This is a genomic window from Paenalcaligenes sp. Me52, from assembly GCF_050487965.1.
Classification (GTDB): Bacteria; Pseudomonadota; Gammaproteobacteria; order Burkholderiales; family Burkholderiaceae_B; genus Paenalcaligenes.
Genome location: NZ_JBKQFO010000003.1, coordinates 218,880 through 242,565, shown reverse-complemented (window position 1 = coordinate 242,565; position 23,686 = coordinate 218,880). Strand labels below are relative to the sequence as shown.

Here is a 23,686-nt window from a genome sequence, read left to right as displayed (position 1 = left end):
AGCACAGTAACGATAAACAACAGTGTGTCTGGCTTCATATCAGGGCAATCAGATGATGTTAGCGATGGCGGTGCTGCGCTACGCATAAGCAACGGTGCTGGTGGAACTACGAGCGTAATCAATAGTGGTTTTATTCAGGCCGGGCGTGTAGTGGCTAGCAGTGGGGAGTTGGAAGACTTAATCGCAATGACGCTGAGAGGCGGTGCGAAACAGGTGGTGCGGAATAGCGGAACAATTACTGGCAGAGTGGGTATGCAGGCCTCTACCGCAGGTAATGAGTTTATTAATATAGGTACTGTTCAGGGTAGTGTGCACCTAGGCGCAGGGGGAGGGCGCAACCGTTTTATAGCCGTTACAGGCTCATCGCTTGTGAGTAATGCTCGTGTGGGGAAAAGCATAACGGTTGCAAATGTTAACTATGCCGCCACAGGCACCGTCTATGCTGGCTCAGCCAATAACGGCAATATCTTAGCGCTACAAAACTCCATTAATGGTGTAGGCGCAGGAACGGCAGGTTCGGGAACCATAGATGGCGATAAATACCTGAATTTTAGTCATTTAGTTGTTAACAGCGGTACATGGAACCTGTCTGGCAACCTCTTTCCATCAAGCACACCAAATCCTACGGTAGCGCTGAATGGTGGTGTGCTGAATGTGGCAGGGGTGGCCCACGCAGGGGTAACGGTTGCGGCAGGCGCAGCATTAAAAGGTACAGGTACGGTGGGGGCAGTCACGGTGCGTAAGGACGGTAGGGTAGTAGGCCGCAGCGGCAGTACCTTAACGATGGACTCCTTAACCTTGGGTACTGACTCACAGGTTGATGTCGTACTCGGTGCCCCTGGCTTAGGTACACCGGAAATTTTCAAGGTAAATCAGAATCTGACGTTAGACGGCGTATTGAATGTTACGGATGCTGGTGACTTTGGGAGTGGTGTCTATCGTTTATTTACCTATGGTGGCTCGTTGACTTATAACGGGCTGAGTTTGGGGACTTTACCTAACGGTTGGCAGGCTGGTGACCTAACGATTCAGATTGCTATTGCTAATCAGGTAAATGTAGTGGTTAAAGCCTCTGGTCAGGAAGTTCAGTTTTGGGATGGCAGCGACAATGTAGCTAATGGTCAGATCGAGGGTGGCAGTGGTGTATGGAACAGTACGAATACGAACTGGACGACCTGGGATGGTAACGCGAATGATCGATGGTCAGCTGGTGTTGCTGTTTTTCAGGGGAGGGCAGGTACTGTCACGGTAGAGGGTAGGCAAACTGTTAGTGGCATGCAGTTCATAACAGATGGCTATACCTTGGCTAAAGGGGCTGCGGGCGAACTGAGCTTGGTGAGTGGCCAGGCTGGCGGTGCCAATATACGTGTAGGCGCTGATATAACGGCTGTTATAGAGGCTCCGATGACCGGGAGCAGTAGTGTAGAGAAGTTGGAGGCCGGTACCTTGATATTGAGTGGGAACAACTCCTACTCAGGGGGAACTGCATTGCGCGGCGGCTCGCTGTTGGTTGGTCATTCAAATGCGCTGGGTCAAGGTACGCTGACTACCTACAATGGGACTACCTTGGGTGCTACAGGTAATCAAACAGTGCATAATCAGGTAGACCTTAATGGTGCTCTGACAATAACAGGCAATGACTCGCTGACACTGGGTGGTCGTATTGCTGGCACTGGATCACTGGTGAAACAGGGGACAGGCACATTAACGTTAAATGGCAACAACACCTATAGCAACGGCACCACGTTGAATGAAGGTACGCTGGTGGTGGGCAGCAATACTGTGCTGGGAGAGGGCACGCTAACGGCAGCCGCGGGTACTGTTTTGGACAGTAGCAATACTGTTGCGTTAAGCAATGCAGTATTGGTAACGGGTAATCTGACCGTGGCGGGCAGTAACGAATTGATATTGAGTGGTGTTATTCGTGGCGCAGGCGCATTGGTGAAGAATGGTGCTGCGCAGTTGACCCTCAACGGTAGTAACACCCATGCGGGTGGCCTTTTGTTGAATGCGGGCAGCCTGGAGGTGGGCAACAATAAGGCCTTGGGATCAGGCGAACTAGTGGTCGCATCGAATACGAGCTTAGACAGTAGTGTCGATGTAGTGCTAAGTAACAAGGTGGTGCTGCAGGGTGAACTGAAGGTACTGGGCAGTAAGGCGCTTACCGTAGAGGGTGATATTCGCGGTAATGGATCACTCTCTAAGCTAGGCACTGCAACGTTGACCTTAGCTGGCCACAATACCTATACCGGGGATACCTCAGTAAAAGCTGGACGTTTGCAGTTGCAAGCGAATAGTAGTCTAGCCAGTGCTCAGGTCATGGTGGAGAGTGGTGCTACCTTAGCTGGGCAAGGGGTGCTGGCTGGTAACGTTCAGGTGGAGTCAGGCGCAGTATTGGCCCCTGGAGAGGCTATTGGTACGGGTAACCTGACGATTCAAGGCGACCTAGCAATGGAGCAGGGTAGTAGCTTGACAGTAGCGCTAGGCGCTCCTGGCCCTAACATGAGTACGCCTGGGCAAGGTACTAGCACCAGTGTAGACGGGGATCTCACACTGAATGGTGTGCAGTTAGATGTACAGCAAGTCAGTGGTTTTGGCGACGGTTTATACCGATTGTTTGATTACAAAGGAGCACTCACTCTACTGAATGGAGGGCTTATGCCTTCCAGCGCGGGTATGACGGTGCAGTATCTGGCTGGCAGTAAACAGATTAATGTCATTAATGGTAGTGGTGGCCTCACACTGAACTTCTGGAATGCCAATGGTTTGGCTTCTAGCTCGCGGCTAGGAGGTGGCTCGGGGGTATGGAGCACTGCTTCTGCTTATTGGGCTGATTTTCAGGGTACGCTTACTTCAGCGATGAACCCTCAGCCGGGTTTTGCTATCTTTGGTGGTGATGCAGGTATCGTTTCAGTAAGTAATCAGGATGGAGCAGTGCAAGCTTCAGGGATGCAGTTTGCCAGTGATGGTTATGTGATGGATGGAGATACCTTAACGCTAGTCGTTGGCAGCACAAATTCCGACCCAGTGGAAATACGTGTAGGTGATGGCAGTGCTGTTAGCCATAGATGGCATGCCTCCATCAAGAATGTTTTAGCGGGTAGTGATGGCTTGAATAAAACGGGTGCTGGCACATTGCTGCTAACCGCTGTTAATAGCTACAGCGGTGGCACTACCGTATCTGCTGGCACGCTGTCAGTAGAGCAGGATGCGAGCTTAGGACAAAGCGGTGAAGCAGTCACACTGAACGGCGGGCGTTTGCAGATTACCGGTACTAGCTTTACCAGCAATGGTAATCGTGCCTGGAGTGTGGGTGCTCAGGGCGGTACAGTAGATATTGCGGATAGTGCCAATCTATTCACGCTAGACAGTGATTTGTCTGGCAGTGGTGTGTTCACCAAAGCGGGCGATGGCACCTTGGTGTTGACAGGTGCAAACAGCTACAGCGGTGGCACTGTTATTGATGGCGGTAAGCTGGTGGCCAGTGTGGCCAATTTAGGCAGCGGAACGATTAAGACCAATGCCGAACTACAGCTTGATCAAGGTAGCAATGCCACGTTATCGCAAGCCATAGAAGGCAGTGGTAGTGTGACCAAAACCGGCACGGGTGAGCTGCATTTAACAGGGCATAACACGTGGTCTGGTGGTTTGCATATTGATGATGGCAGTGTGGTGGCCTCCGCAGATAGCCTAGGCAGCGGCGCGATTGTGAATAATGCCAACTTGCAGCTACAGCAAAGCAACGATGCTACGTTGGCGCAAGCCATTAGCGGCACAGGCTACATCAGTAAAACAGGCGCGGGTGTGCTGACGTTAACCGGCAATAGCAGCACTTTTTCGGGTAGCACACAGGTTACCGATGGTGGCTTGCTCATCACTAAAAATAGTAGTTTGGGTGGCGATGTAACCGTGGCTAACGGAGCAACGTTGGCAGGCACGGGTACGGTAGGTAGTGCGGCTACGCTTACAACCGTGCAACGCGGTGCCACGATTAACCCTAGCGAGAATGCTACGCGCTACGGCACGATGCGCATTGCAGGTGACTTACGCTTAGAGCAAGGGTCTACCTATTACGTGCAGGCTGACCCAGACAGCGACAACAGCAGTCTGTTGAAAGTGGCTGGTACGGCTACGCTAGGCGGCAGTGTCTTGCATGCTGGTACTGAGCTGAATGCCAAAACAGATTTCCAAGTCGGCAAAACCTACACCATTCTAGAAGCCAGCAGCATTCAAGGTAATTTTGGTGAGGTGAAATCTAACTATGCGTATTTGGATGTGGCCTTGGGTTATGGTGCTAATGCCGTAAGCTTGAAACTAGAGCGTAAGTCAGAGGAAGAAGAGGGCGGTGGAACAACCATCATTGATTTTGCTGATTTAGCACAAACAGGTAATCAGGTTGCGACCGCGCAAGGTATAGAAAGCCTACCTAGCAGCCACGCGTTGTACAAATTTGTAGAAACCTTGCCTGCTGGAGCACCACCAGCGGTGTTTGACAGCTTATCGGGCGAGGCCCACGCCAGCGTAGCCAGTGGTTTGGCGAGTGTAGGCAGCTTGGCATCCAATCTGGGTAGTCAGCATTTGTATAGCAATTTAACGGCAGGCAGACGTGCTGGCGATCCCGTTGCGCAAAGCGATGGAGCCTTACCAGCATCAGCATGGCCATCCTCTAAAGCATTGCCAGCATGGGCTGAGGTCATCGGCCATTGGCAGCGTTTTGATGGTAACAATAACGTAGGCCAGATGAAGCAACGCACTACCGGTGTTTTCCTCGGTATGGATGAAAAAGTGGGTGGTAGCGAGTGGCGTGTGGGCGCAGCCGTTGGTTATATACATGCCAAGACAGATGTGGATGATAGGTCATCAAACACTAAAGTTGATAACTACAGCGTTGCCATTTATGCCGGTAGAAGCATGGAAGCAGGTGCTAACCACATCAACATGTTGGGTGGCTTGGCCTATACCTGGCACGACATTCGCACCGAGCGTACGGTGTCTAGCTTGGATCAAAAACTCAAAGCCGATTACAGTGCACATACAGCGCAAGCTTTTGCTGAAGTGGGCTATGCCTTTGGGCAGTACGAGCAAATGGGCATAGAGCCCTTTGTGGGCATGAGCGTGTCTGAACAGCGTATACGTGGCTTCAGTGAGAAAGGCGGTTTTGCGGCGTTAGAGGGTAAGTCCAGCAATCACACCTTAGCCAGCAGCACCTTAGGGGTACGTTTGCATAATAACTTCCAAATGGGTGAGTACGATGGCAGATTGCGAGCCACTTTAGGGTGGCGTCATGCTATTGGCTCAGTAACGTCTGACAGAACCATGGCCTTTGAAGGCGGCCAAAACTTCACTGTGGCGGGTGTGCCGTTGGCACGAGATACCGCACTCATTGAGCTGGGTGCCGAAGTATTGCTAAGCCGTTATTCTTCAGTGGGCATTGGATACAAAGGGGAACTGGGTAATGGCCAGCGTGATCATTCAGCGCAAGTACAGGTGCGTGTGGCCTTCTAAGGGGTTAGGCATGTAAAGAAGTGCTAACTCTATACTGATGTTAGGGAGCTTAAGGTCATTGGGTAACCCCAATGACCTTTTTTATGACACCTGTATTTAGCGCTTGCTAGAGGTCCACTGCACCGCAAACACACTGACTAACACAATCAGTAACCCCACTAGTGCTGAACCGCTCATGGCTTGTGACAATAATGCCCAGCCTAAGATCACGGCTGTTAAGGGGCTAAGCAAGCCTAGCGACGCCACGGCAACCGTAGGTAGTCGCACAATCCCTCTAAACCACAGCACATAGGCTAACAATGCACCCGCCAAACATAAGTAGGCATAAGCCAGAAATTGCGTGGCGGTTAAGTGGGGTAACGGGGCATCCACCAAATAGGCTACAGGGGCCAACATGGCTCCGCCTAACAGTAGCTGCCAACCTGTAAGCGCTAGCACAGGTAGCCGCACTTGCCAGCGTCGAGTCAGCCAAATACCCGCTGCCATGCTGGCCGCACCTAACAAGGCAGCCGCTACGCCTATGGGTTCAAACTGGGTTTGTGGTGACCACAATAAAATCGCCATACCTATCACGCCCGCTACTGCTGCCCATAAGGTGGTTTGTGCGGGGGATTTCCCATCTACAGCCCAGACCAGTACCATCACCAATAACGGTTGTATGGCACCAAGCACAGCCGCTAAGCCGCCGGGTAAGCGGTACGCGGCGACGAATAGCAAGGCCTGAAACACGCCAATATTTAAAGCACTCAAGATGAGTAAACGTAGCCAGTCTTGGCGTAAAGGCAGTTTGCGCGTGAGTAACACCAGCAGTATGCCTGCGGGCAGTGCGCGTATGAGTGCCGCCGTAAATGGTCTATCGGGTGGCAGAATCTCAGAGGTCACAATATAGGTAGACCCCCAAATAGCAGGGGCCAGTGCTGTGAGCAAACTATCGCGCCACGGAAAAGTAGAGACAGGAGCAGTCATTTTAGATTAATCTTGAATTTAAGATAAATTCATTCTGAGAGTTTTTTATCTTGATGTCAAGATAAATGCAGAGGCGTGTGATGACCAAGAAGAACGATGCGGTAGAGATGATTCTGGATCAATGGCGACGTGAACGCCCTGATTTAGATGTAGAAATCATGGGCCCCATAGGGCGTATCAACCGTTGTGCCATGTTGTTAGAGCAACGATTAGACGAGTGTTTTGCCGAATACGGTTTGTGCTTGTGGGAGTTCGATGTGTTGGCGGCGCTACGGCGCAGTGGCGCACCGTACTGCTTAAGCCCTACGGCGTTGTTCTACACCTTAATGGTGACATCCGGCACCATGACGCACAGGCTAAAACGCTTAGAGAGCAAGGGCTGGATTGTACGACTGCCTAACGAACAAGACGCGCGCAGTATGCTGGTGCAGCTCACCGATGAAGGCTTGGCCTTGATTAACAAGGTAGTGGTCATACATGTGGATAACGAGCGTAAGATGCTGGCTCCCATGGCGGTAGAACAGCTAGCGGCGTTGGATCAGAATTTGTCAGTGTTACTGCAAATCTTAGATCCCGCTAAGGCCTAAGCGCGCACCGTTTCCCAATAAAAAGGCCTAGCGGTGTGATTCCGTCTAGGCCCATTGCATGCGTGTGGTAACAGCAGCCTGGTGTATTTCACGTTGTAGGGGCTGCGTATAGCTCAGCGATTATTTGGCTTGTTTTGCTGTTTTAAGCATGGCGGTACACATACCGCGCAGCATAGCTACTTCGTCCACGCTTAGACGATTACGACTAAAAATTTGTCGCATACGAGTAGGCAGTTTTTTGGGGTTTTCTGGGTCTAAAAAATCCACGCCTATTAAGGCTTCCTCAAAGTGCGTCATAAAGGCATCCAACTGCCCCATGGTGGCCAGTGCCTTGCCTGGATCCACTTTTCCGGGGACGATAGGCATGGTTTCTAAGTCGTACTGTTGCAATAATGCATAACGCAGTTCCCATGCCGCTAGTTGCAGGGCTTGAGCAACATTTAGTGAACTGTACTCAGGATTGGCCGGAATATGGCATAAATGCTGGCAGCTTTCTAGCTCTTGATTACTGAGCCCTGTGCGCTCTGTGCCCAGTACAACCGCAATTTTCCCTGCACCTTCAGAGAGGTGTGTCGCTCCCAATGTCGCACTTTGGCGTATGTCTAATGGTGGCGGTCCCAGATAACGCGGTCTGGCTGTTAGCGCAAAAGAAAGTGAAACAGGCGCCAATGCTTGCTCTAAACTTGGTACGATAGAGGCTTGGCTTAAAACATCGGTTGCACCACTGGCCAGAGCGATCGCTTCGGCGTGCTCGGTAATGTGCTCATGTTTTGGTGCCACCAAACACAGTTCTTTAAAGCCCATAGTTTTGATTGCGCGTGCTGCAGCCCCCACGTTACCGGGATGGCTGGGCCGTACCATAATGAAGCGAACCTGCTCGAAGGCAGGGTGATTGGTGTGTGCCGATGTTTGTGTCATAAATACATTGATACAGAAAGCTTTTGTAGCCCTATTATTGCATTCGGGCAGCACAAGAGCAGGAAAATTTTACCGAACGGATTATCTATGCATCCCATGCTGAATACCGCCATCAAGGCGGCACGCCGAGCAGGCACCATCATCAACCGTGCTAGCGTGGATCTAGAAAAAATCAAAGTTGGCCGCAAAGGCCCCGGCGATTACGTAACCGAAATTGATGCGGCAGCTGAAGAAGCAATCATTGACATACTGCGTACTGCGTACTCTGACCATGGGTTTATTGGCGAAGAAACTGGCGAACTCATGCCCGAGGGCAATGACAACCCTGAAAACGTGTGGGTGATCGACCCGTTGGATGGCACCACCAACTTCATTCATGGCTTTCCTCACTACGCTATTTCCATTGCGATGCTGAACAAAGGCGTGCCTACACATGCCGTAATTTTTGACCCAGCTAAAAACGAAATTTTCCACGCCACTCGTGGCGGCGGTGCGTTCTTGGACGACCGTCGTATTCGTGTGTCCAGCTTGCGCAAATACCATGACGCATTGTTGGGCGCACACGTAGCCGACTCTGGCGGCGTAGTAAAAAGCACTTCCCCATTTTCCGCTATGTTGAGCGATTGCGCCGCTGTACGCCGCGTAGGCGCGACGGTGCTGGATTTGGCTTACGTTGCATGTGGTCGTTTAGACGGCTTTGTAGCAACTAATCTAAAACAGTGGGATATGGCTGCGGGTGCCTTGTTGGTACTGGAAGCTGGTGGTTTGGTGGGCGACTTCGCTGGCGAACAAACCTGGTACGAGTCCGGCAACATCATTGCGGCTACACCAAAAATCTTCACTCAAATGATGGTGCACTTGGCTGAATAAGCGCACCGTGAAGTAATAAAAAACACCCCAACGTTATTGTGATGTTGGGGTGTTTTTATTAGCGATGCAGGCGCAGGGTGAAGCCATTATGTTCAAAGTTAGTAGAACGGGCGACTGCACGGTAATCGCTACAGAAGGCTATAGGTAAGCAGGCGTAAACAGCCCATTGTGATTTGCGCTTGGGTCGTGTTCAAATACCCCTGTTTTATTCGTGATGCAGCAAGGCAAGAAAACGCCGCTTTTCTGCGTCAGGGCTACTGTTATACACAGCCCGTTTTCATTGATTTTTGCTATTTCCGGGTTTTCATGACTGACTACACGCTGTACTTAATCAAAGCTGCGATTTTGGGCCTGATTGAAGGGTTCACAGAATTTATTCCGGTTTCCAGTACAGCACACTTGTTGCTGTTGGGTGAGTGGATATCTTTCCCCTCAGACAGTAATAAAGTGTTTGAGGTGGTGATTCAGTTTGGTTCCATCATGGCGGTGATCTGGCTATTCAGAGCGCGTATTTGGCAATTGATTAAAGGAACCTTCAGCGGTGATCGTACCGAAATGATGTTCACCCGAAACCTGATCATTGCCTTCTTGCCTGCAGCGATCATCGGTGCGTTGACCATCAAATACATCAAAGCGCTATTCCATAACCCCTTGGTATTTGTGTTCACACTGGTTATTGGCGGTTTGATTATGTTGTGGGTAGAGCGTAAACCTGCCTACGCAAAACAGCACCCTAACTACAAAGTAGAAGACGGTGTAACCGCCACATCCGAAAAAGCTACCGCCTATGCGCTAGAAGAAATCACTTGGAAACAGGCGTTGGTAGTAGGCTTTGCGCAATGTATTGCAATGATCCCCGGTACATCGCGTTCCGGCGCTACGATCGTGGGTGGGATGCTGGCCGGCGTACACCGCAAAACAGCGACTGAGTTTTCGTTTTTCTTGGCCATGCCCACCATGTTGGCAGCCACTGTGTACGACTTGTACCGTAACGGTGCCAGCTTGAACGTAGAGCAAGGTTGGGGAATTGCAGTAGGTTTTGTACTGGCTTTCTTTAGTGCTCTGTTCTTGGTAAAAGCCGTACTGCGTTTCGTATCACGCCACACCTACCGTCCATTTGCATGGTATCGCATCGCCTTAGGTGCGGTTGTATTGCTGTGGTTGTATGCGTAATTGCTAAGCACTAAAACGATAAAAAGCCCGATTCTTTTGAGTCGGGCTTTTTTTTGTGGCAAGGGGCAGTCGTCGCGTAAATTTATTTTGTGCTATTTGGTATACGACTAGTGATCCAACCCAAGAAGCTGACCAGAAATAACACACGGATCAGGTGGTGGGTGGTCACGATGGCGGGGTCTATGTTTAACGCCAACGCCATGACGCCTATTTCGGGTGCGCCACCTGGTAGCAATACCAGGAATACGGCACCAAAAGGTGCGCCAGTGAGGGTGTGTAAGGCAAGGGCGCAGACTACGGCTAGCAGGGCTAAGCCTATGCCTACGAGTATGGATAACCAGCCATCTTTGATCAGGACTTTCCAGCTGTAGCCCACAAAGCGTACACCTACACTGGTGCCAATCACTAATTGGGATAGTGCTGCGGCGGCAGGGTGAGCAATGGCTTGGGTATAACCTGAGGCATGCAAAATCGCGGAAAACAACAGCGGGAACAGCAACATGCCGGTAGCAAAGCGTAGTTGTCGTGCGAGTAACCATCCTGCTACGGCACAACCCACTAATACCAATTGCGATACCCATGAGAACGTAGCTTGATCAGCATGTTGCCCAATGGGTAGCGCGCTGGCGGGTAGCTCGTAATGGCCTACGTAGTGCAGCACGATGGGGGTTAGCGCAAGCAAGGCGACCAAGCGTGCAGAATGGCTTAAGGCAATGCGTCGGCTATCGGCTTTATAGCTGTCGGCGATGGCGCTAACAATGGATAAACCACCGGGAATGGCTGCAAAAGTGGCGTTGATCCTATCCATACCAGACCAGCGTGCCAGTACCTTGAAGCTGATCAGGAAGTACACCACCGTTAGAATCAGCATCACGCTTAGGGTGGGAACCCATTGGCTTAGCGTATGCAACGTTTCAGGGGAAAAGCTGCTGCCTAGAATGGTGCCCAACATGGCCATGGCATAACCGCGCCACGCAGAAGGAATCGCCAGTTTTACGCCACAAAGAGCAGCAAGGGAACACGCTACCAAACTGCCTAGCACCCACGGCAGAGACAGACCCATTTGTATGAAGCTTAGGCCGCCTAGTAAACCTACGCCAAGGGCGATTAAGCCCTTGGCGCGGGATTGCATATAGCTAGAAACACGATTCATCATTAGTGTGCTTGCGCCATTTTTTTCATTTTCTGGCGTCGTAGCATAGGCATGATGATGACCGAGACAATGAACAAGACCAGCAAGCCTATAGCGATAGGACGTTCAGTAATGTAGCTAAGTGGGCTACCACCAGAGATCTGCAAGGTACGTACTAGTTCACTTTCTGTCATTTGGCCTAGCAATAAGCCAATCACAGTAGCGGCTACAGGGTAGTCGTGTCGGCGCATCAGCCAACCTAGACCTGCAAACACCATGACAGTGATAGGGCCAGCAATAGTACCGGTAATCCCAAAACCACCCCATGCACACAGCGCTAAGACGGAAGGCACTAGATAGTTCAAAGGAATACGTACGACTAGGCCCAGAATAGGCAGAATCATCAGTGCAACAATAGCCAGCAAAATCACCTGACCAAAGTTACCCATGATGATAGCGTAGACCACATCACGTTGGTCGCGAATGAAGGACGGGCCACCCACCAAGTTATGGAACGAGAACGCCGCCAACAGTACAGCTGTTGCCGCACCACCAGGAATCCCCAAGGCTAGCAACGCTGTCATGGAACCGCCTTCGGAGCTGGAGTTAGAAGACTCCGCTGCAATCAAGCCTTCTGTGCAGCCTGTACCGAATTTTTCTGGTTCTTTAGAGGATCGGCGGATTTCACCGTAGGCCACTAAGTTAGCCACAGACGAACCTACACCGGGCACAGCACCAATTAACGCACCAATAAAACTGCCTTTGAGCAGGATTTTTGGGTATTTGAAGACTTCTTTAAAGCCAGTCAGGATTTTGCGTATGGAAATACTACGCGCGGCTTTGTCTTCCACTAAGTACGTGCTGGAACGCAAGCGCAGTAATTCAGACGCGGCAAACAAACCAATCATGGCGGGTACTACGGCAATGCCATCAATCAGGTACGGGGTACCCAAGGTGGCGCGCATCGTACCAGTAGAGGACATGCCTACTTGGCTAAGTAGTAAGCCAAAAGCGCCAGCCAACAAGCCTTTAAGTACGGTGCTGTCGTTCAGGGTAGCAATCAACGCCAAGCCCCACAGTACGATCATCACCATTTCTAGTGGGCCTAGGCGCAATACCATGCCAGCTAGGGGTTGAATCAGCAGCATCAGTAGTGCGTAACCGATGAATGTCCCCACAACGGATGCGCCCAGGCCAATACCCAGTGCTTCGTTGTGTTTGCCTTGGCGTGCCATGGGGTAGCCATCAAAGGCGGTGGCAACACTGGACGATGAGCCCGGTATGTTCATAAGCACCGCTGTTACCCCGCCGCCGTAAGCGCCACCAGTGAAGATTGCGGTTAAGAACAGCATGGCTTGCAGGAAGTCCATTGCCCACGTTACTGGCAAAAATACTGCCATTGCCATGGAGATTTGCAAACCGGGTACAGCACCAAAAACCAGACCAATAATGAGGCCAGGGATCACGAATAGCCAAGGGTCAAAACTGGTGAACAGCAAGCCCAAAGACTGAGAAAAAGCGAAAGTATCAATCATCTCAGAACACCAGAAGTGGCATAGGGAATGGGAACAAAGAGCCAAACCCTTTGATCAGCGCCAAGGTAAACAAGAATGCAAAAATAGGTGGTGCAATTTTGTTTTTCTCGCCACCCATCAAAATGCCTACCCACACAAAAACGAAGGTGGCGACATCAAAGCCGACGGTAGTCAGGCTAAGGCAGAAAACGGCAAAAGCACCCAACAGCAATAGATCGCCTAAGGTGGATTTGCGAGCTGCTTGTGCTTCGCTAGGTGTTGCGGAGGTTTTGGTGGCAGGTTTGCGTAAATTGCTGATGGCTATACACAGCACCAACAGTACGCAAGCTATCCCGCTGGGTACCACCACGATCAGGTTGTAGAGTTTGTCTGAAGCACTGAAGGCGCTCCAGTTGAGGAAGATTGCGGCGGCGCAAACCACCAGCAAAAACACAAGGTGTGTAAGAGAAATTCGTGTAGCCATTAGAGGTTTCCAAAGCGGAGGGTCTGGCGACTGTTAGTTCAGTCAAAAATGCCCGCCAGACCCAAGGCTATTAGAGTTGATCTTTGTACTGCTCTAGCACTTCAAAGTTTTTGTAGATAATTTCGGTTGTGCGATCTGGGCCCAGCCAGTCCGAACCAATACCTTGTTTTTTCAAGGTTTCTTTGAACTCTGGATTGGACAGCACTTCGCGGTAGGCTTCAGCAAATTTCTCGAAGCGTTCTGGGTACTGCTCTTTAAATTCAGCGTGAGCAGCGATACCGCGCATGGAACCCACCAACGTTTGTACCGGTTCGCGGCCAGCTTGTTGCAGTACTTCGTTCAAGGTAGGTGCATCCCACTCTTCTAAACGCTCATCTGATGCCACGGCTAAGGGGCGAATGAATTCGGCGATAGGAATAGTGCCATCGGCCGCCAATACTGCCATTTCTACTTGACCGCCCGCTACCGCGGTACGTGCAGCATTACCGGATTGGTAGGTCACGATATTCACGGCGTCAGCAGGCAAACCGTAGGCTTGTAGCATTTGGATGGTGTTGATGTGGCCAGTAGAGCCAGGTACCACACTAATGCGGAATTTACCTGGCTGCTCTTTTACCGCAGCAATAAATTCGTCCATGGTTTGGTAAGGCAGTTTGGCGTTCAGAGCGAACAAATCCATGTCGGTCCATTGGCCATTCACAAATGCAAAATCATCCAAACTGTAGTCAGCATCCAGATTTAGAATGGCGCTGCTGATGTAGGGGTGAATGGATGTCACCAAAAAGAAGGTGCCGTCTTTTGGCATATTGCGGAAATACACTTGGCCTACGTGGCCGCCACCGCCTTCTTGATTAATGGCACGAATAGGTACGCCGAGCTTTTCTTGCATTTGTTGTGCGACCAAACGTGCAGTACGGTCAGCGGAGCCACCAGGGCCTAACGCAATCACAAAGGTGATTTGCTGGTTAGGCCAGTTATCTGCTTTTTGTGCTACAGCGGGTGCAGCAGCGGACAAGGTCAGAGAGCTACCTACCAACAATGTGGCTGCCCATGTTTTGATGCGTTTGAAATTCATTGTTTATTCCTGATGAAGGCATAGCGCCAAACTGAAAATGTTTACAATGTGTATTTTGTTAAGGCTATTGGACTTCCATAGGTCTCTATCATCAATTAGGGTTTCTACTAGAATATGTGTTTTATTAAGGGGTTAATGCTATATTTCTGTAAAAACACACTCTACCTATTTTTATTGCGAGACCAAGATTGTTTACAATGTCAGGTATTGATCCCCAAGGTCATGGTTCGGCAAGCATGAAAATTGCTCAAGAACTGGCCAATGACATCATGGCTGGAAAGTTGCAGCCCGGTGATAGGTTGGGGGAGGTTGTGTTGGCTGAGCGCTTTGATATCAGTCGTGGTCCTGTGCGAGAAGCGCTGCGTAGTTTAGTGGCATTGGGTTTAGTAACGTTCACGCCCAATATTGGAGCGAGCGTACGAGTGATGACCGCAGCCGATGCTAAGGCGCTGTATGAAGTACGTGCTGCGTTAGAAACTGAAGCGGCTCGATTGGCGGCGCTGAATGTGGATGATTCTGCTAAGGCGGCGTTACAACCCTTGCTAGAGACAGATGCACACTCCGTGGCAAGTCACCCTTCGGGCGCGTATTTGCAACGTAGTGGCGACAGAGATTTCCACAACCTGATTGCCCAGCTAAGTGGCAACGAGTTGATACGCAGAGCGTTAAGCGAAGAGCTGTATCCGCAATTGGTCTTACTACGTTCACAGCATAAAAATGTGCGCGGCAGGGGGCAAGTGGCGTTGAAAGAGCATCAGCGCATTGTGGAAGCCATTATGGAGCGCGATAGTGAGTTGGCGGCGCTACTGATGCGTCGACATTTGACCGCAAGCTGGAATGCGTTTTCCAGTCAGTTAGAAAACAACATGGAGTAGACAACAGGCATGGCCCACCAACAACGTATACCCGCTGTGTTTATGCGCGGCGGCACTTCTAAAGCACTGATGCTGAAACGCGCAGACTTGCCCACAGATCAAAATCAGTGGCCAGCTATTTTTTTGGCGGCATTGGGTAGTCCTGATCCTTATGGCAGGCAGTTGGATGGTATGGGTGGCGGTCAGTCGTCGTTGAGCAAAGTGTGCATCATAGGCCCCAGCTCAGTAGAGGGTGCGGATGTGGATTACACCTTTGCGCAAATCTCCGTGACCGGTACTGCCGTGGATTACAGCGGTAACTGCGGCAACATGAGTTCCGCTGTGGGGCCTTTTGCTTACGACGAAAAAATGGTGAAAGGGCCGGTTGATGGGGAGTGTGTGGTTAGGATCCACAACACCAACTCCGGCAAGATTATTGTGTCGCGCTTTGCGGTAGAAGGTGGCGAAGCGTGCGTGAGTGGCGATACTCGCATCACAGGCTTGGCTTCTGCTGGTGCGCCTGTCACTTTGAGTTTTGAAGACCCTGCTAATACGCGCGGTCGGGGTGTATTGCCTGCCCAGGCAGTGGTGGTTGATCTGCCTACTGCGGCTGGCAGCAGCGTGCAGGCTACGTTAGTGGATTCAGCGATTCCGGCGGTGTTTGTGCAAGCAGAGGCGGTGGGTGTGAGTGCTGACATCATGCCTGATGCCGTAGATGCGCATGCCACATTGTTGGCGGATTTAGAGCATTTACGCCAAGCAGCGTCGGTGCGAATGGGGATTGCCGCCTCTATGGAAGAAGCTGCGCGCATTATTGCTATTCCTAAATTGTGCATGGTGGGTAAGGCACAAACATATACGGCGCTAAATGGGCAAGAAGTTGCAGCGCGTGATGTAGATGTGATGGTACGCATGATTTCAGCGGGGCAACCGCATCGTGCAGCCCCTATCACCGTATCGTTGGCCACTGCCACTGCAGCAGCGATTGCTGGCAGTGTGGTGCAGCAGTGTGTGGGTGATGAGGTGGATTTGAGCGCTATACGTTTGGGTTCTCCTAGCGGTGTAGTGCAAGTGGGTGTGGATTTGGAACAGCAAGCCGGGCTGTCTACACCACACATTCTTTCGGCAAGTATTGTGCGCACGCAGCGTCGCCTGATGGAAGGTGCTGTGTGCGTTCCTACGCTATAAATTTCGTTATATGAATGGATGGAAATAATGACTAATACCGATGCAAAAGCTGTGTGGTTAGAGCAGCCGCAACCGCGTGGTCTAGGGGCTCAACTGGCAAGCTACTGGGAACAGAAGAAATTCATTTCCATTGTGGGTGCATACGATCCTATTGGTGGTTTGCTGGCGCGTGATGCCGGTTTTGAGGCTCTGTATCTGTCAGGTGGTGCGCTCACTGCGTCGCTGGGCTTGCCTGATTTGGGTTTGATCACCATGGAAGAGCTGGTCACACGAGCTCAAGCCATTGTGCGCGTGACACGTTTGCCGCTGGTTGTGGATGGTGATACTGGTTTTGGTGAAGCGCTAAACGTCATGCGTTTGGTGCGCGAACTGGAAGACGTGGGCGTGGCTGCCGTGCAGTTGGAAGATCAAATCTTGCCTAAGAAGTGTGGTCACTTAAACGGCAAGCAATTGGTTAGCCCGGAAGATATGGCCGCTAAAATTGCTGCGGCATCTAAAGCACGTAGTGACCTACGTATTATTGCGCGTACCGATGCGGCAGGCAGCGAAGGGTTGGAAGCAGCGATTGCTCGCGCCAAGATGTATGTGCAAGCTGGCGCAGATGCTATTTTCCCCGAGGCACTGACCACACAAGAAGAGTTTGAGATTTTCTCTAAGGAAATCGACGTTCCTTTGTTGGCAAACATGACGGAGTTTGGTCGTACACCACAAACTTCTGCCGAAGAGTTTGAGAAGTTGGGCTACGGTATGGCGATTTGGCCTGTATCCAGTTTGCGTATTGCAGCTAAAGCGATGGAGCTTTTCTATACCAGTTTGAAGCAAACGGGTTCTGCGGCAAGCAGCGTGCCGAACATGCAAACACGTGCCGAACTGTATGAGTTGATCAACTACTTTGGCTATGAGTCCTTAGATAGCTCTATTCAGCGCACGATCATTCCTGACGTCATCGACTAAGAAGGCGTATAGCGATACGAGTGAACACACAGGCCAGCGTTATACGTTGGCCTGTTGCTATTGCGTAGGCGCAGAGACTACATCGCACAGTAGGTCGTCATGACCTTGGCGGTGCAAGGTGATGTGTTCAGGGGTAATGGATAGCCATCCTGCGCGAGGAGGCTGGCTGTGATCAAATTCCCAGTCAGGCAACACAATGCGTCTATAGCTAGGGTGTTCGGCGTTCACCTGATGCAGGGCAGGGCGGTGGGTATGTCCGTGTATCAGCGTGGGTTGATTATTCTGCAGCATGATGTCTAGGCAGGCCTCTGCATTCACATCGGTGATCTCGTACGTTTTATGCTGGCCAGCGGCTTTGCTGCGCTTTCTGAAAAAGTTGGCAATGCGCTGTCTGGTTTTTAGGCTCAGGCTATAGAACAAGGCTTGAGTCAGCGGGTGACGCACAATGCGTCTAAAACGTTGGTAACTGTGATCATCTGTGCATAACTCGTCGCCATGCATTAATAAGAACTCAAATGCATCAGTGCGCAGTATGAGTTGATCCGGCAGTAGTTCGGCTTGTAAGAACGACGCTAGTTGTTTGCCTATTAAGAAGTCGCGGTTGCCACGTACTAGATAGAGCTTTTTGCGTTGGCTGAAACGTTGTAGGTGCTGTAGGGCGTCGTGTAACCAGGGTTCGGGGGCGTTGATTTGCTCGTCCCCAATCCAAGCGTTGAAGATGTCACCGACTAAAATCAGGTGCTCACATACATCAGCGGCCTGCTCCAAGAATTGGTAGAAGGCCGCTGATGTATGGGGGCCTTGCGGCCCCAGGTGTATATCCGCGGCAAGCCAAACGGTGCCGCGTAACGCCCGTTTATTCAACGATAGTGGCGCTTTCAATGACCAAGTCTTCCACTGGTACGTCTTGGTGGAAACCTTTGTTGCCAGTTTTCGCTGCTTTCATGCTGTCTACAACGTCTTGGCCTTCAACTACTTTACCGAATACGGCGTAGCCCCAACCGTTAGGTGTAGGGGAAGTGAAGTTCAGGAAGTCGTTGTTCGTCACGTTGATGAAGAACTGAGCGGTAGCAGAGTGAGGATCGGAAGTACGAGCCATCGCTAATGTGTATTGGTCGTTTTTCAGGCCGTTGTTAGCTTCGTTCTCTACTGGAGATTTTGTTGGTTTTTGCTTCATGCCGGCTTCAAAGCCACCGCCTTGAATCATGAAGTTGTTGATTACACGGTGAAAGATCGTGCCATCGTAAAAACCGTCTTGCACGTAGCCGATGAAGTTTTCTACTGTTTTAGGTGCTGCTTCGGCGTTCAATTCGATGATGATGTCGCCTTTGTTAGTTTGCAGTTTAACTTTTGGGTTTGTGCTCATGGCGCTACCTTGTGTTGTAGTTGATGAGGCCGCATGCGCTGGTGAGTACACCAGACCTGCAAAACAGAGCAGGGCGGCAAGAGTAAAGAGGCGCATAGCCAGGACATGCGCAGACTTGAAAAAGGGTAAGTTTTGCATAATAGGCGATGCTCGTTAAAAATACGCTAAACAGTTATTGTTGCAGAATTTGTTGGGTTTGTTGTGTACGGTTTTGGCCTAATTGTCCCGAGGCTTTAAAAGACTCGTTAGCCAGCATCAGTTGTACTTCACCCATGTTGGCGCGAGCGACTCGGTAATTAGGGTCGGCCGCCAATGCCATTTCTAGTGCTTCTTGAGCCATTTGCAGTTTGCCTTGGCGCATATATTCAGCGGCCAGATTATTCCATGGCTCGGGCAGTTCAGGGGCATCAATAGTCAGTTGTTGGTACGCAGCGATCGCTTCGTCGTGGCGTTTTAACGCCGAAAGGGCTCTGCCCTGTAAAAACAACAGTTGTACGTCAGAGCCTATTTCGTTGCGTGCTTCTCGTTGTGCTATGCGTTTCTCTATAGCGTCCAAGGCCTCAGCGGCTTGACCTGCATCCAGCATACGTTGAATACGCTGGGTGATCTCGCTGGCACTTAACGGGCGTGACGTGTCAGCACCGGGGCTGATAGAGTCCAAAATGCGGGCCAAACCCTTCCAGCCTCGATCCTCTTGCACGTCATTGGCAAAAATTTCTTGATCTTGCGCAGAGAGTCTGGAGTGAGGGGTTTGAGCATGAGCAATGCTGGAAATACCCCCTATAATGAAAAGCGAGGCGAATACACACGCTTGCAGGCGATTAAGAGTCTGGTTCACGAAGTCAGATGCCTTTATTGGTATACTTTACGATCCGTCATTTTAGCGTGTCTGGTGGATCGGTGGTGATTCACGCTTGCGTTGGCGTGTTTTTTTATTCTATCGTATTGATTTTTAAGTGATTACTGTACATGTTGCACATTTATAATACATTGTCGCGTAGCAAAGAAGAATTCAAGCCTAGCCAGGCTGGCGTTGTGCGCATGTATGTGTGTGGGATGACGGTGTATGACTTCTGCCACCTTGGCCATGCTCGCATGTTGGTCAGTTTTGACGTGATTCAACGTTGGTTGCGTCAGTCAGGTTATCAGGTCAATTACGTGCGTAATATTACAGACATCGAAGATAAGATCATTCGTCGTGCTGTAGAAACAAATCGCACCATAGGCGAAGTCACCGACTTTTATATTGCGGCCATGCATGCGGATGAAAAAGCGTTAGGGGTAGAGTCACCTGATGCTGAACCTCGCGCTACAGAGTACGTGGGCGATATGTTGGGCATTATCCGCAAGCTGGAAGAAAACGGTTTGGCCTATCAGGGCAGTGATGGCGATGTGAACTTCGCCGTACGTAAATTCGATGGCTACGGAAAGTTATCTGGCAAAAGCTTGGATGATTTGCGCGCGGGCGAGCGTGTTGCTGTTGCAGACGGTAAACGCGACCCTCTGGATTTTGTGTTGTGGAAATCTGCCAAAGCCGAAGAGCCGGCAGAGTCCAAATGGGAATCCCCTTATGGTTTAGGCCGTCCGGGTTGGCACATTGAGTGCTCGGCCATGAGTCACTCTTTATTGGGTATGCCTCTAGATATACACGGTGGTGGCCCTGACCTGAAATTCCCGCACCATGAAAACGAAATTGCACAGTCCGAAGGTGCATTTGGCGGCACAATGGCCAATTACTGGATGCATTGTGGCCCATTGATGGTGGATGCCGAGAAAATGTCCAAGTCGTTGGGCAATTTCCGCAATATTCGTCAAACCATTGCCGTTGACGGTGATGCCGCGGATCAGGCTACTTACGAGGCGAATCCGCGTGAGGCTGAAATGTTGCGTTTTTTCATTGTGCGCAATCATTACCGTAGTATTCAGAATTACGCAGCAGATAACTTATTTGATGCACAGCAAGCAGTAGACCGCTTGTACCAAACCTTGGCAAACGTGCCAGCGGCCGAACAAGAGATAGACTGGACACTGCCTGCAGCACAACGTTTTGCAGCAGCAATGAACGATGACTTCAATACAGCTGGTGCTATGGCTGTGTTGTTTGAGCTTTCTGCCGCCGCTAACCGTGACAAATGCCCACAAAGTGCAGGCCTGATGAAAGCATTGGGCGGCGTGTTGGGTCTGTTGCAAAAAGATCCTGCGCAGTATTTACGTTCGGCATCCCGTTATGTACGTGATGCACGTCAAAGCTCTACCGAAGGCCAGCTCACCGACGACGCTATTGATGCTCTGGTAGCAGAGCGCACTCAAGCCAAAGCTGACCGCGATTTCGCCAAGGCAGATGCCTTGCGCAAGCAATTGCAAGAAGCGGGTATTGAGCTAGAAGACAAGGCGGGTGGCGTCACTCAGTGGCGACGAGCCTAGGAGCAGAGATAGTGCATAAACCGCATTATTGGGATGAAGCCAAAACACATTTGATGAAACGCGATAGGATTCTGCGTAAAATCATCCCCACGTTTGCTGAAGAACACCTGAAACCACCTTCAGAAGCCTTTGCTACATTAGTGCGGGCTGTGATTGGTCAACAAGTGAGCCGCCGCAATGCGGAGGCTATTTGGGAACGATTTAATAATGCGTTTGCATCGCCTGCGACGCCCGCTGATGTGTTAGCGTTGGAAGTCGCAGCCTTGCAACAGATGGGTATGCCCAAACGCAAAGCCGAATATATTCTGGATCTTGCGCTGCATTTTAAAGAGCGCAAGGTAAACCCAGAAAGTTGGCAAGATATGGACGATGAGGCCATTATCAGAGAACTTTGTGCTATTCGCGGCATAGGCCGCTGGACGGCAGAGATGTTCCTGATTTTTAACCTGCATCGTGCAGATGTATTACCGTTGGATGATGCCGGATTAATCCGGGCTATCTCTCAACATTATTACAGTGGTGAGCCAGTCTCCCGCTTTGAGGCACGTGAAGTGGCTCAAGCCTGGACTCCCTGGTGTACGGTGGCAACTTGGTATCTGTGGCGTAGCCTAGATCCTATTGCCGAAAGCGAATGAATTAGCGATTAACCCGAAGACACAACAATGCGAAATACATTTCTGGAGTTTGAGCAGCCCATTGCTGAACTCGAAAACAAGATCGAAGAGTTACGTTTTGTTCAAACGGATTCTGCTGTTGATATTTCGGAAGAACTCAGCAGGCTGCAACAAAAAAGCCAGACCTTGGCGCGTAGCATCTACGAAAAATTAACGCCTTGGCAAACTGCGTTGGTGGCCCGCCACCCACAACGTCCCTACACCATGGACTACGTGAATGAAATTTTCACGGACTACCATGAGTTGCATGGCGACCGTATGTATGCAGATGACCAAGCGATCATTGGTGGTTTGGCACGTTTTAATGGTTTGCCTTGCATGGTGATTGGTCATCAAAAAGGCCGTGATACCAAAGAACGTGCGCGCCGTAACTTCGGTATGCCTCGTCCAGAGGGTTATCGCAAAGCCTTGCGCTTGATGCGTTTGGCCGAAAAATTCAATATTCCTGTCTTTACCTTTGTAGACACCCCCGGTGCTTACCCAGGTATTGGCGCGGAAGAGCGTGGTCAGTCTGAAGCTATTGGCCACAACCTGTACGCGATGGCTGAGCTAAAAGTGCCTATTATCACCACCATCATTGGTGAAGGTGGTTCAGGTGGTGCATTGGCGATTGCGGTGGCAGATACTGTGTTGATGTTGCAATACGCGACTTATGCAGTGATTTCCCCAGAAGGTTGTGCATCCATTTTGTGGCGCAGTGCAGATAAAGCATCGGCAGCCGCAGAAGCCTTGGCGATTACAGCCCCACGCCTGAAAGAGCTAGAGCTGATTGATAGAGTAGTGAACGAGCCTGTGGGTGGCGCTCACCGCGATCCAACGACAATGGCTCGCCAGTTGGGACGTGCTTTGGCTGAGTCCCTGCGCCAGTTGTCTGGCCTGAACTCCGAGCAACTGCGTGAGCGTCGTTTGGAGCGTTTGTTGTCTTATGGCCGTTTCCAGGAAGTTCGTTCGTAAATTTCCACTCGCACAGGTACACGCCCATCCGTTGGCTGAACTGTGCGATGTAGGCTTATTGCAGTCCATCCATACGCTGTACACCAACCTGCCGCAGCCAGTGCCGCAGCAGGTTGCGGTAGCATTGAGCGGCGGGGTGGACTCGGCGGCCTTGGCGCTGCACATGGCAGTTTGGGCGCATGCCCTAGAACTGCCCCTACATTGCTTTCACGTACACCATGGTTTGCAAGAGATTGCGGATCAATGGTCGCTGCATGTGCAAAAGCTCGCTAGCCTGATTGGGGCTAGTATCCACATAGAAAGAGTAAACGTAGACCTGCTGTCCGGAACCGGAATAGAAGCGGCTGCGCGCGATGCCCGTTATCACGCTTTCCAGATGCTATGCCAACGCACAGGCGTACAGCATGTGTTTGTGGCACATCACCAAGATGATCAGGCAGAAACCGTCCTGCTGCGTTTATTGCGAGGCTCTGGGCCTACCGGTTTGGGCGCTATGGCGCCTATAAGCCCGCGTGACGGCTTTACGGTGCTGCGTCCGTGGTTAGACATCCCCCGTAGCCGTATTGTGGCTGTGGGCGAGCTGATGAGCCAGCGCTTGGGTTGGACTGCCGTACAAGACAGCACTAACCTGAATGATGACTACACCCGTGGTGCGGTGCGTGAGCGATTAAAGCCGCATTTGAACGAGCGCTGGCAGGGGTGGCAGAAAATACTGACACGTCACGCGAAGTTAAGCCGTGATACCGCGCAGTTACTAGAAGAAGTTGCTGCTGAAGATTTGCAAAAACTGGATTACCGCAAACGGGATCACAGTTTTGATTTGAAATCGTGGCGCGAACTAAGCACTGTTCGTCAGGCGCAGGTAATACGCCATTGGTTGGCCTTGGCAGGCTTAAAAATGCCTACCGAGGCGCGACTCGACGACATGATGCGTCAGATGCGCACCTTGCACGCGTTGGGCTTTGATAGGCAGATGCAGGTAAAACATGGTGCGTTTTACGTGATTTGTCGCCAAGGGCGTGTAATTTTGCAACAATATGCATGAAAA

Annotated in this window: 20 protein-coding genes; 11 read left to right on the top strand and 9 right to left on the bottom strand. The window is 50.9% G+C overall.

The window, feature by feature from the left end; genetic code table 11:
- Window positions 1–24: 24 nt before the first annotated feature.
- Window positions 25–5,505 carry an autotransporter domain-containing protein gene (locus ACLO87_RS15385; RefSeq protein WP_430224292.1) on the top strand — a complete coding sequence of 1,827 codons (5,481 nt, stop codon included), beginning with the start codon at window positions 25–27 and terminating at the stop codon, window positions 5,503–5,505.
- A gap of 96 nt (window positions 5,506–5,601) precedes the next feature.
- Here ACLO87_RS15385 and ACLO87_RS15380 read toward each other — a convergent pair whose 3' ends face one another.
- A complete protein-coding gene (locus ACLO87_RS15380) occupies window positions 5,602–6,471 on the bottom strand; it encodes an EamA family transporter (RefSeq protein WP_430224177.1) in 870 nt (289 codons plus the stop codon).
- A gap of 80 nt (window positions 6,472–6,551) precedes the next feature.
- Here ACLO87_RS15380 and ACLO87_RS15375 point away from each other — a divergent pair, with 80 nt between their 5' ends.
- Window positions 6,552–7,058 (top strand): MarR family winged helix-turn-helix transcriptional regulator, encoded by a 507-nt coding sequence (locus tag ACLO87_RS15375; RefSeq protein ID WP_135864656.1) that lies wholly within the window; start codon window positions 6,552–6,554, stop codon window positions 7,056–7,058.
- Window positions 7,059–7,178: 120 nt separating this feature from the next.
- On the opposite strand, the gene ACLO87_RS15370 is transcribed toward ACLO87_RS15375, so the two are convergent.
- Window positions 7,179–7,976, bottom strand: coding sequence for an RNA methyltransferase (locus ACLO87_RS15370; protein ID WP_430224176.1), 798 nt, complete (start codon window positions 7,974–7,976; stop codon window positions 7,179–7,181).
- A gap of 87 nt (window positions 7,977–8,063) precedes the next feature.
- On the opposite strand from ACLO87_RS15370, the gene ACLO87_RS15365 reads away from it, so the two are divergent.
- The gene (locus ACLO87_RS15365; protein WP_430224175.1) at window positions 8,064–8,846 is read left to right on the top strand and encodes an inositol monophosphatase family protein; all 783 of its coding nucleotides are present in this window, start codon (window positions 8,064–8,066) and stop codon (window positions 8,844–8,846) included.
- 306 nt (window positions 8,847–9,152) lie between these two features.
- Window positions 9,153–10,019 (top strand): undecaprenyl-diphosphate phosphatase, encoded by an 867-nt coding sequence (locus ACLO87_RS15360; RefSeq protein ID WP_135864650.1) that lies wholly within the window; start codon window positions 9,153–9,155, stop codon window positions 10,017–10,019.
- Between the two features lie 82 nt (window positions 10,020–10,101).
- On the opposite strand, the gene ACLO87_RS15355 is transcribed toward ACLO87_RS15360, so the two are convergent.
- The 4 genes from ACLO87_RS15355 to ACLO87_RS15340 all read right to left on the bottom strand — a co-directional run bounded on the left by ACLO87_RS15355 (window position 10,102) and on the right by ACLO87_RS15340 (window position 14,224).
- On the bottom strand, window positions 10,102–11,175 hold the full coding sequence (locus ACLO87_RS15355; RefSeq protein ID WP_135866442.1) for an AbrB family transcriptional regulator: 1,074 nt from the start codon (window positions 11,173–11,175) through the stop codon (window positions 10,102–10,104).
- Window positions 11,175–12,686, bottom strand: a complete 1,512-nt coding sequence (locus tag ACLO87_RS15350) for a tripartite tricarboxylate transporter permease (protein ID WP_135866443.1) — start codon at window positions 12,684–12,686, stop codon at window positions 11,175–11,177. Before ACLO87_RS15350 ends, ACLO87_RS15355 begins: the two co-directional genes overlap by 1 nt.
- 1 nt (window position 12,687) lies before the next feature.
- On the bottom strand, window positions 12,688–13,149 hold the full coding sequence (locus ACLO87_RS15345; RefSeq protein WP_135866445.1) for a tripartite tricarboxylate transporter TctB family protein: 462 nt from the start codon (window positions 13,147–13,149) through the stop codon (window positions 12,688–12,690).
- Between the two features lie 70 nt (window positions 13,150–13,219).
- Window positions 13,220–14,224, bottom strand: coding sequence for a tripartite tricarboxylate transporter substrate binding protein (locus ACLO87_RS15340; protein ID WP_430224174.1), 1,005 nt, complete (start codon window positions 14,222–14,224; stop codon window positions 13,220–13,222).
- Window positions 14,225–14,421: 197 nt separating this feature from the next.
- Here ACLO87_RS15340 and ACLO87_RS15335 point away from each other — a divergent pair, with 197 nt between their 5' ends.
- The 3 genes from ACLO87_RS15335 to prpB are packed head-to-tail and all read left to right on the top strand — an operon-like array spanning window position 14,422 to window position 17,220.
- A complete protein-coding gene (locus ACLO87_RS15335; RefSeq protein ID WP_135863027.1) occupies window positions 14,422–15,099 on the top strand; it encodes a GntR family transcriptional regulator in 678 nt (225 codons plus the stop codon).
- A 9-nt stretch (window positions 15,100–15,108) separates the two neighbouring features.
- A complete protein-coding gene (locus ACLO87_RS15330; RefSeq protein ID WP_430224173.1) occupies window positions 15,109–16,266 on the top strand; it encodes a PrpF domain-containing protein in 1,158 nt (385 codons plus the stop codon).
- A gap of 27 nt (window positions 16,267–16,293) precedes the next feature.
- Window positions 16,294–17,220 carry a methylisocitrate lyase gene (prpB, locus tag ACLO87_RS15325; protein WP_135863023.1) on the top strand — a complete coding sequence of 309 codons (927 nt, stop codon included), beginning with the start codon at window positions 16,294–16,296 and terminating at the stop codon, window positions 17,218–17,220.
- A 57-nt stretch (window positions 17,221–17,277) separates the two neighbouring features.
- Here prpB and ACLO87_RS15320 read toward each other — a convergent pair whose 3' ends face one another.
- The 3 genes from ACLO87_RS15320 to ACLO87_RS15310 form a co-directional block, all read right to left on the bottom strand.
- Window positions 17,278–18,102 carry a UDP-2,3-diacylglucosamine diphosphatase gene (locus tag ACLO87_RS15320; RefSeq protein WP_430224172.1) on the bottom strand — a complete coding sequence of 275 codons (825 nt, stop codon included), beginning with the start codon at window positions 18,100–18,102 and terminating at the stop codon, window positions 17,278–17,280.
- The gene (locus tag ACLO87_RS15315; RefSeq protein ID WP_430224171.1) at window positions 18,077–18,586 is read right to left on the bottom strand and encodes a peptidylprolyl isomerase; all 510 of its coding nucleotides are present in this window, start codon (window positions 18,584–18,586) and stop codon (window positions 18,077–18,079) included. Before ACLO87_RS15315 ends, ACLO87_RS15320 begins: the two co-directional genes overlap by 26 nt.
- A 172-nt stretch (window positions 18,587–18,758) precedes the next feature.
- Window positions 18,759–19,424, bottom strand: a complete 666-nt coding sequence (locus ACLO87_RS15310) for a tetratricopeptide repeat protein (protein WP_135863020.1) — start codon at window positions 19,422–19,424, stop codon at window positions 18,759–18,761.
- Between the two features lie 131 nt (window positions 19,425–19,555).
- Here ACLO87_RS15310 and cysS point away from each other — a divergent pair, with 131 nt between their 5' ends.
- The 4 genes from cysS to tilS are packed head-to-tail and all read left to right on the top strand — an operon-like array spanning window position 19,556 to window position 23,683.
- Window positions 19,556–21,010, top strand: a complete 1,455-nt coding sequence (cysS, locus tag ACLO87_RS15305; protein WP_430224170.1) for a cysteine--tRNA ligase — start codon at window positions 19,556–19,558, stop codon at window positions 21,008–21,010.
- 53 nt (window positions 21,011–21,063) lie between these two features.
- On the top strand, window positions 21,064–21,645 hold the full coding sequence (locus ACLO87_RS15300; RefSeq protein WP_135863029.1) for a DNA-3-methyladenine glycosylase family protein: 582 nt from the start codon (window positions 21,064–21,066) through the stop codon (window positions 21,643–21,645).
- Window positions 21,646–21,672: 27 nt separating this feature from the next.
- Window positions 21,673–22,638, top strand: coding sequence for an acetyl-CoA carboxylase carboxyltransferase subunit alpha (locus ACLO87_RS15295; protein WP_430224169.1), 966 nt, complete (start codon window positions 21,673–21,675; stop codon window positions 22,636–22,638).
- Window positions 22,610–23,683 (top strand): tRNA lysidine(34) synthetase TilS, encoded by a 1,074-nt coding sequence (gene tilS, locus ACLO87_RS15290; RefSeq protein ID WP_430224168.1) that lies wholly within the window; start codon window positions 22,610–22,612, stop codon window positions 23,681–23,683. The genes ACLO87_RS15295 and tilS overlap by 29 nt, the downstream gene beginning before the upstream one ends.
- The last annotated feature ends 3 nt before the right edge of the window (window positions 23,684–23,686 follow it).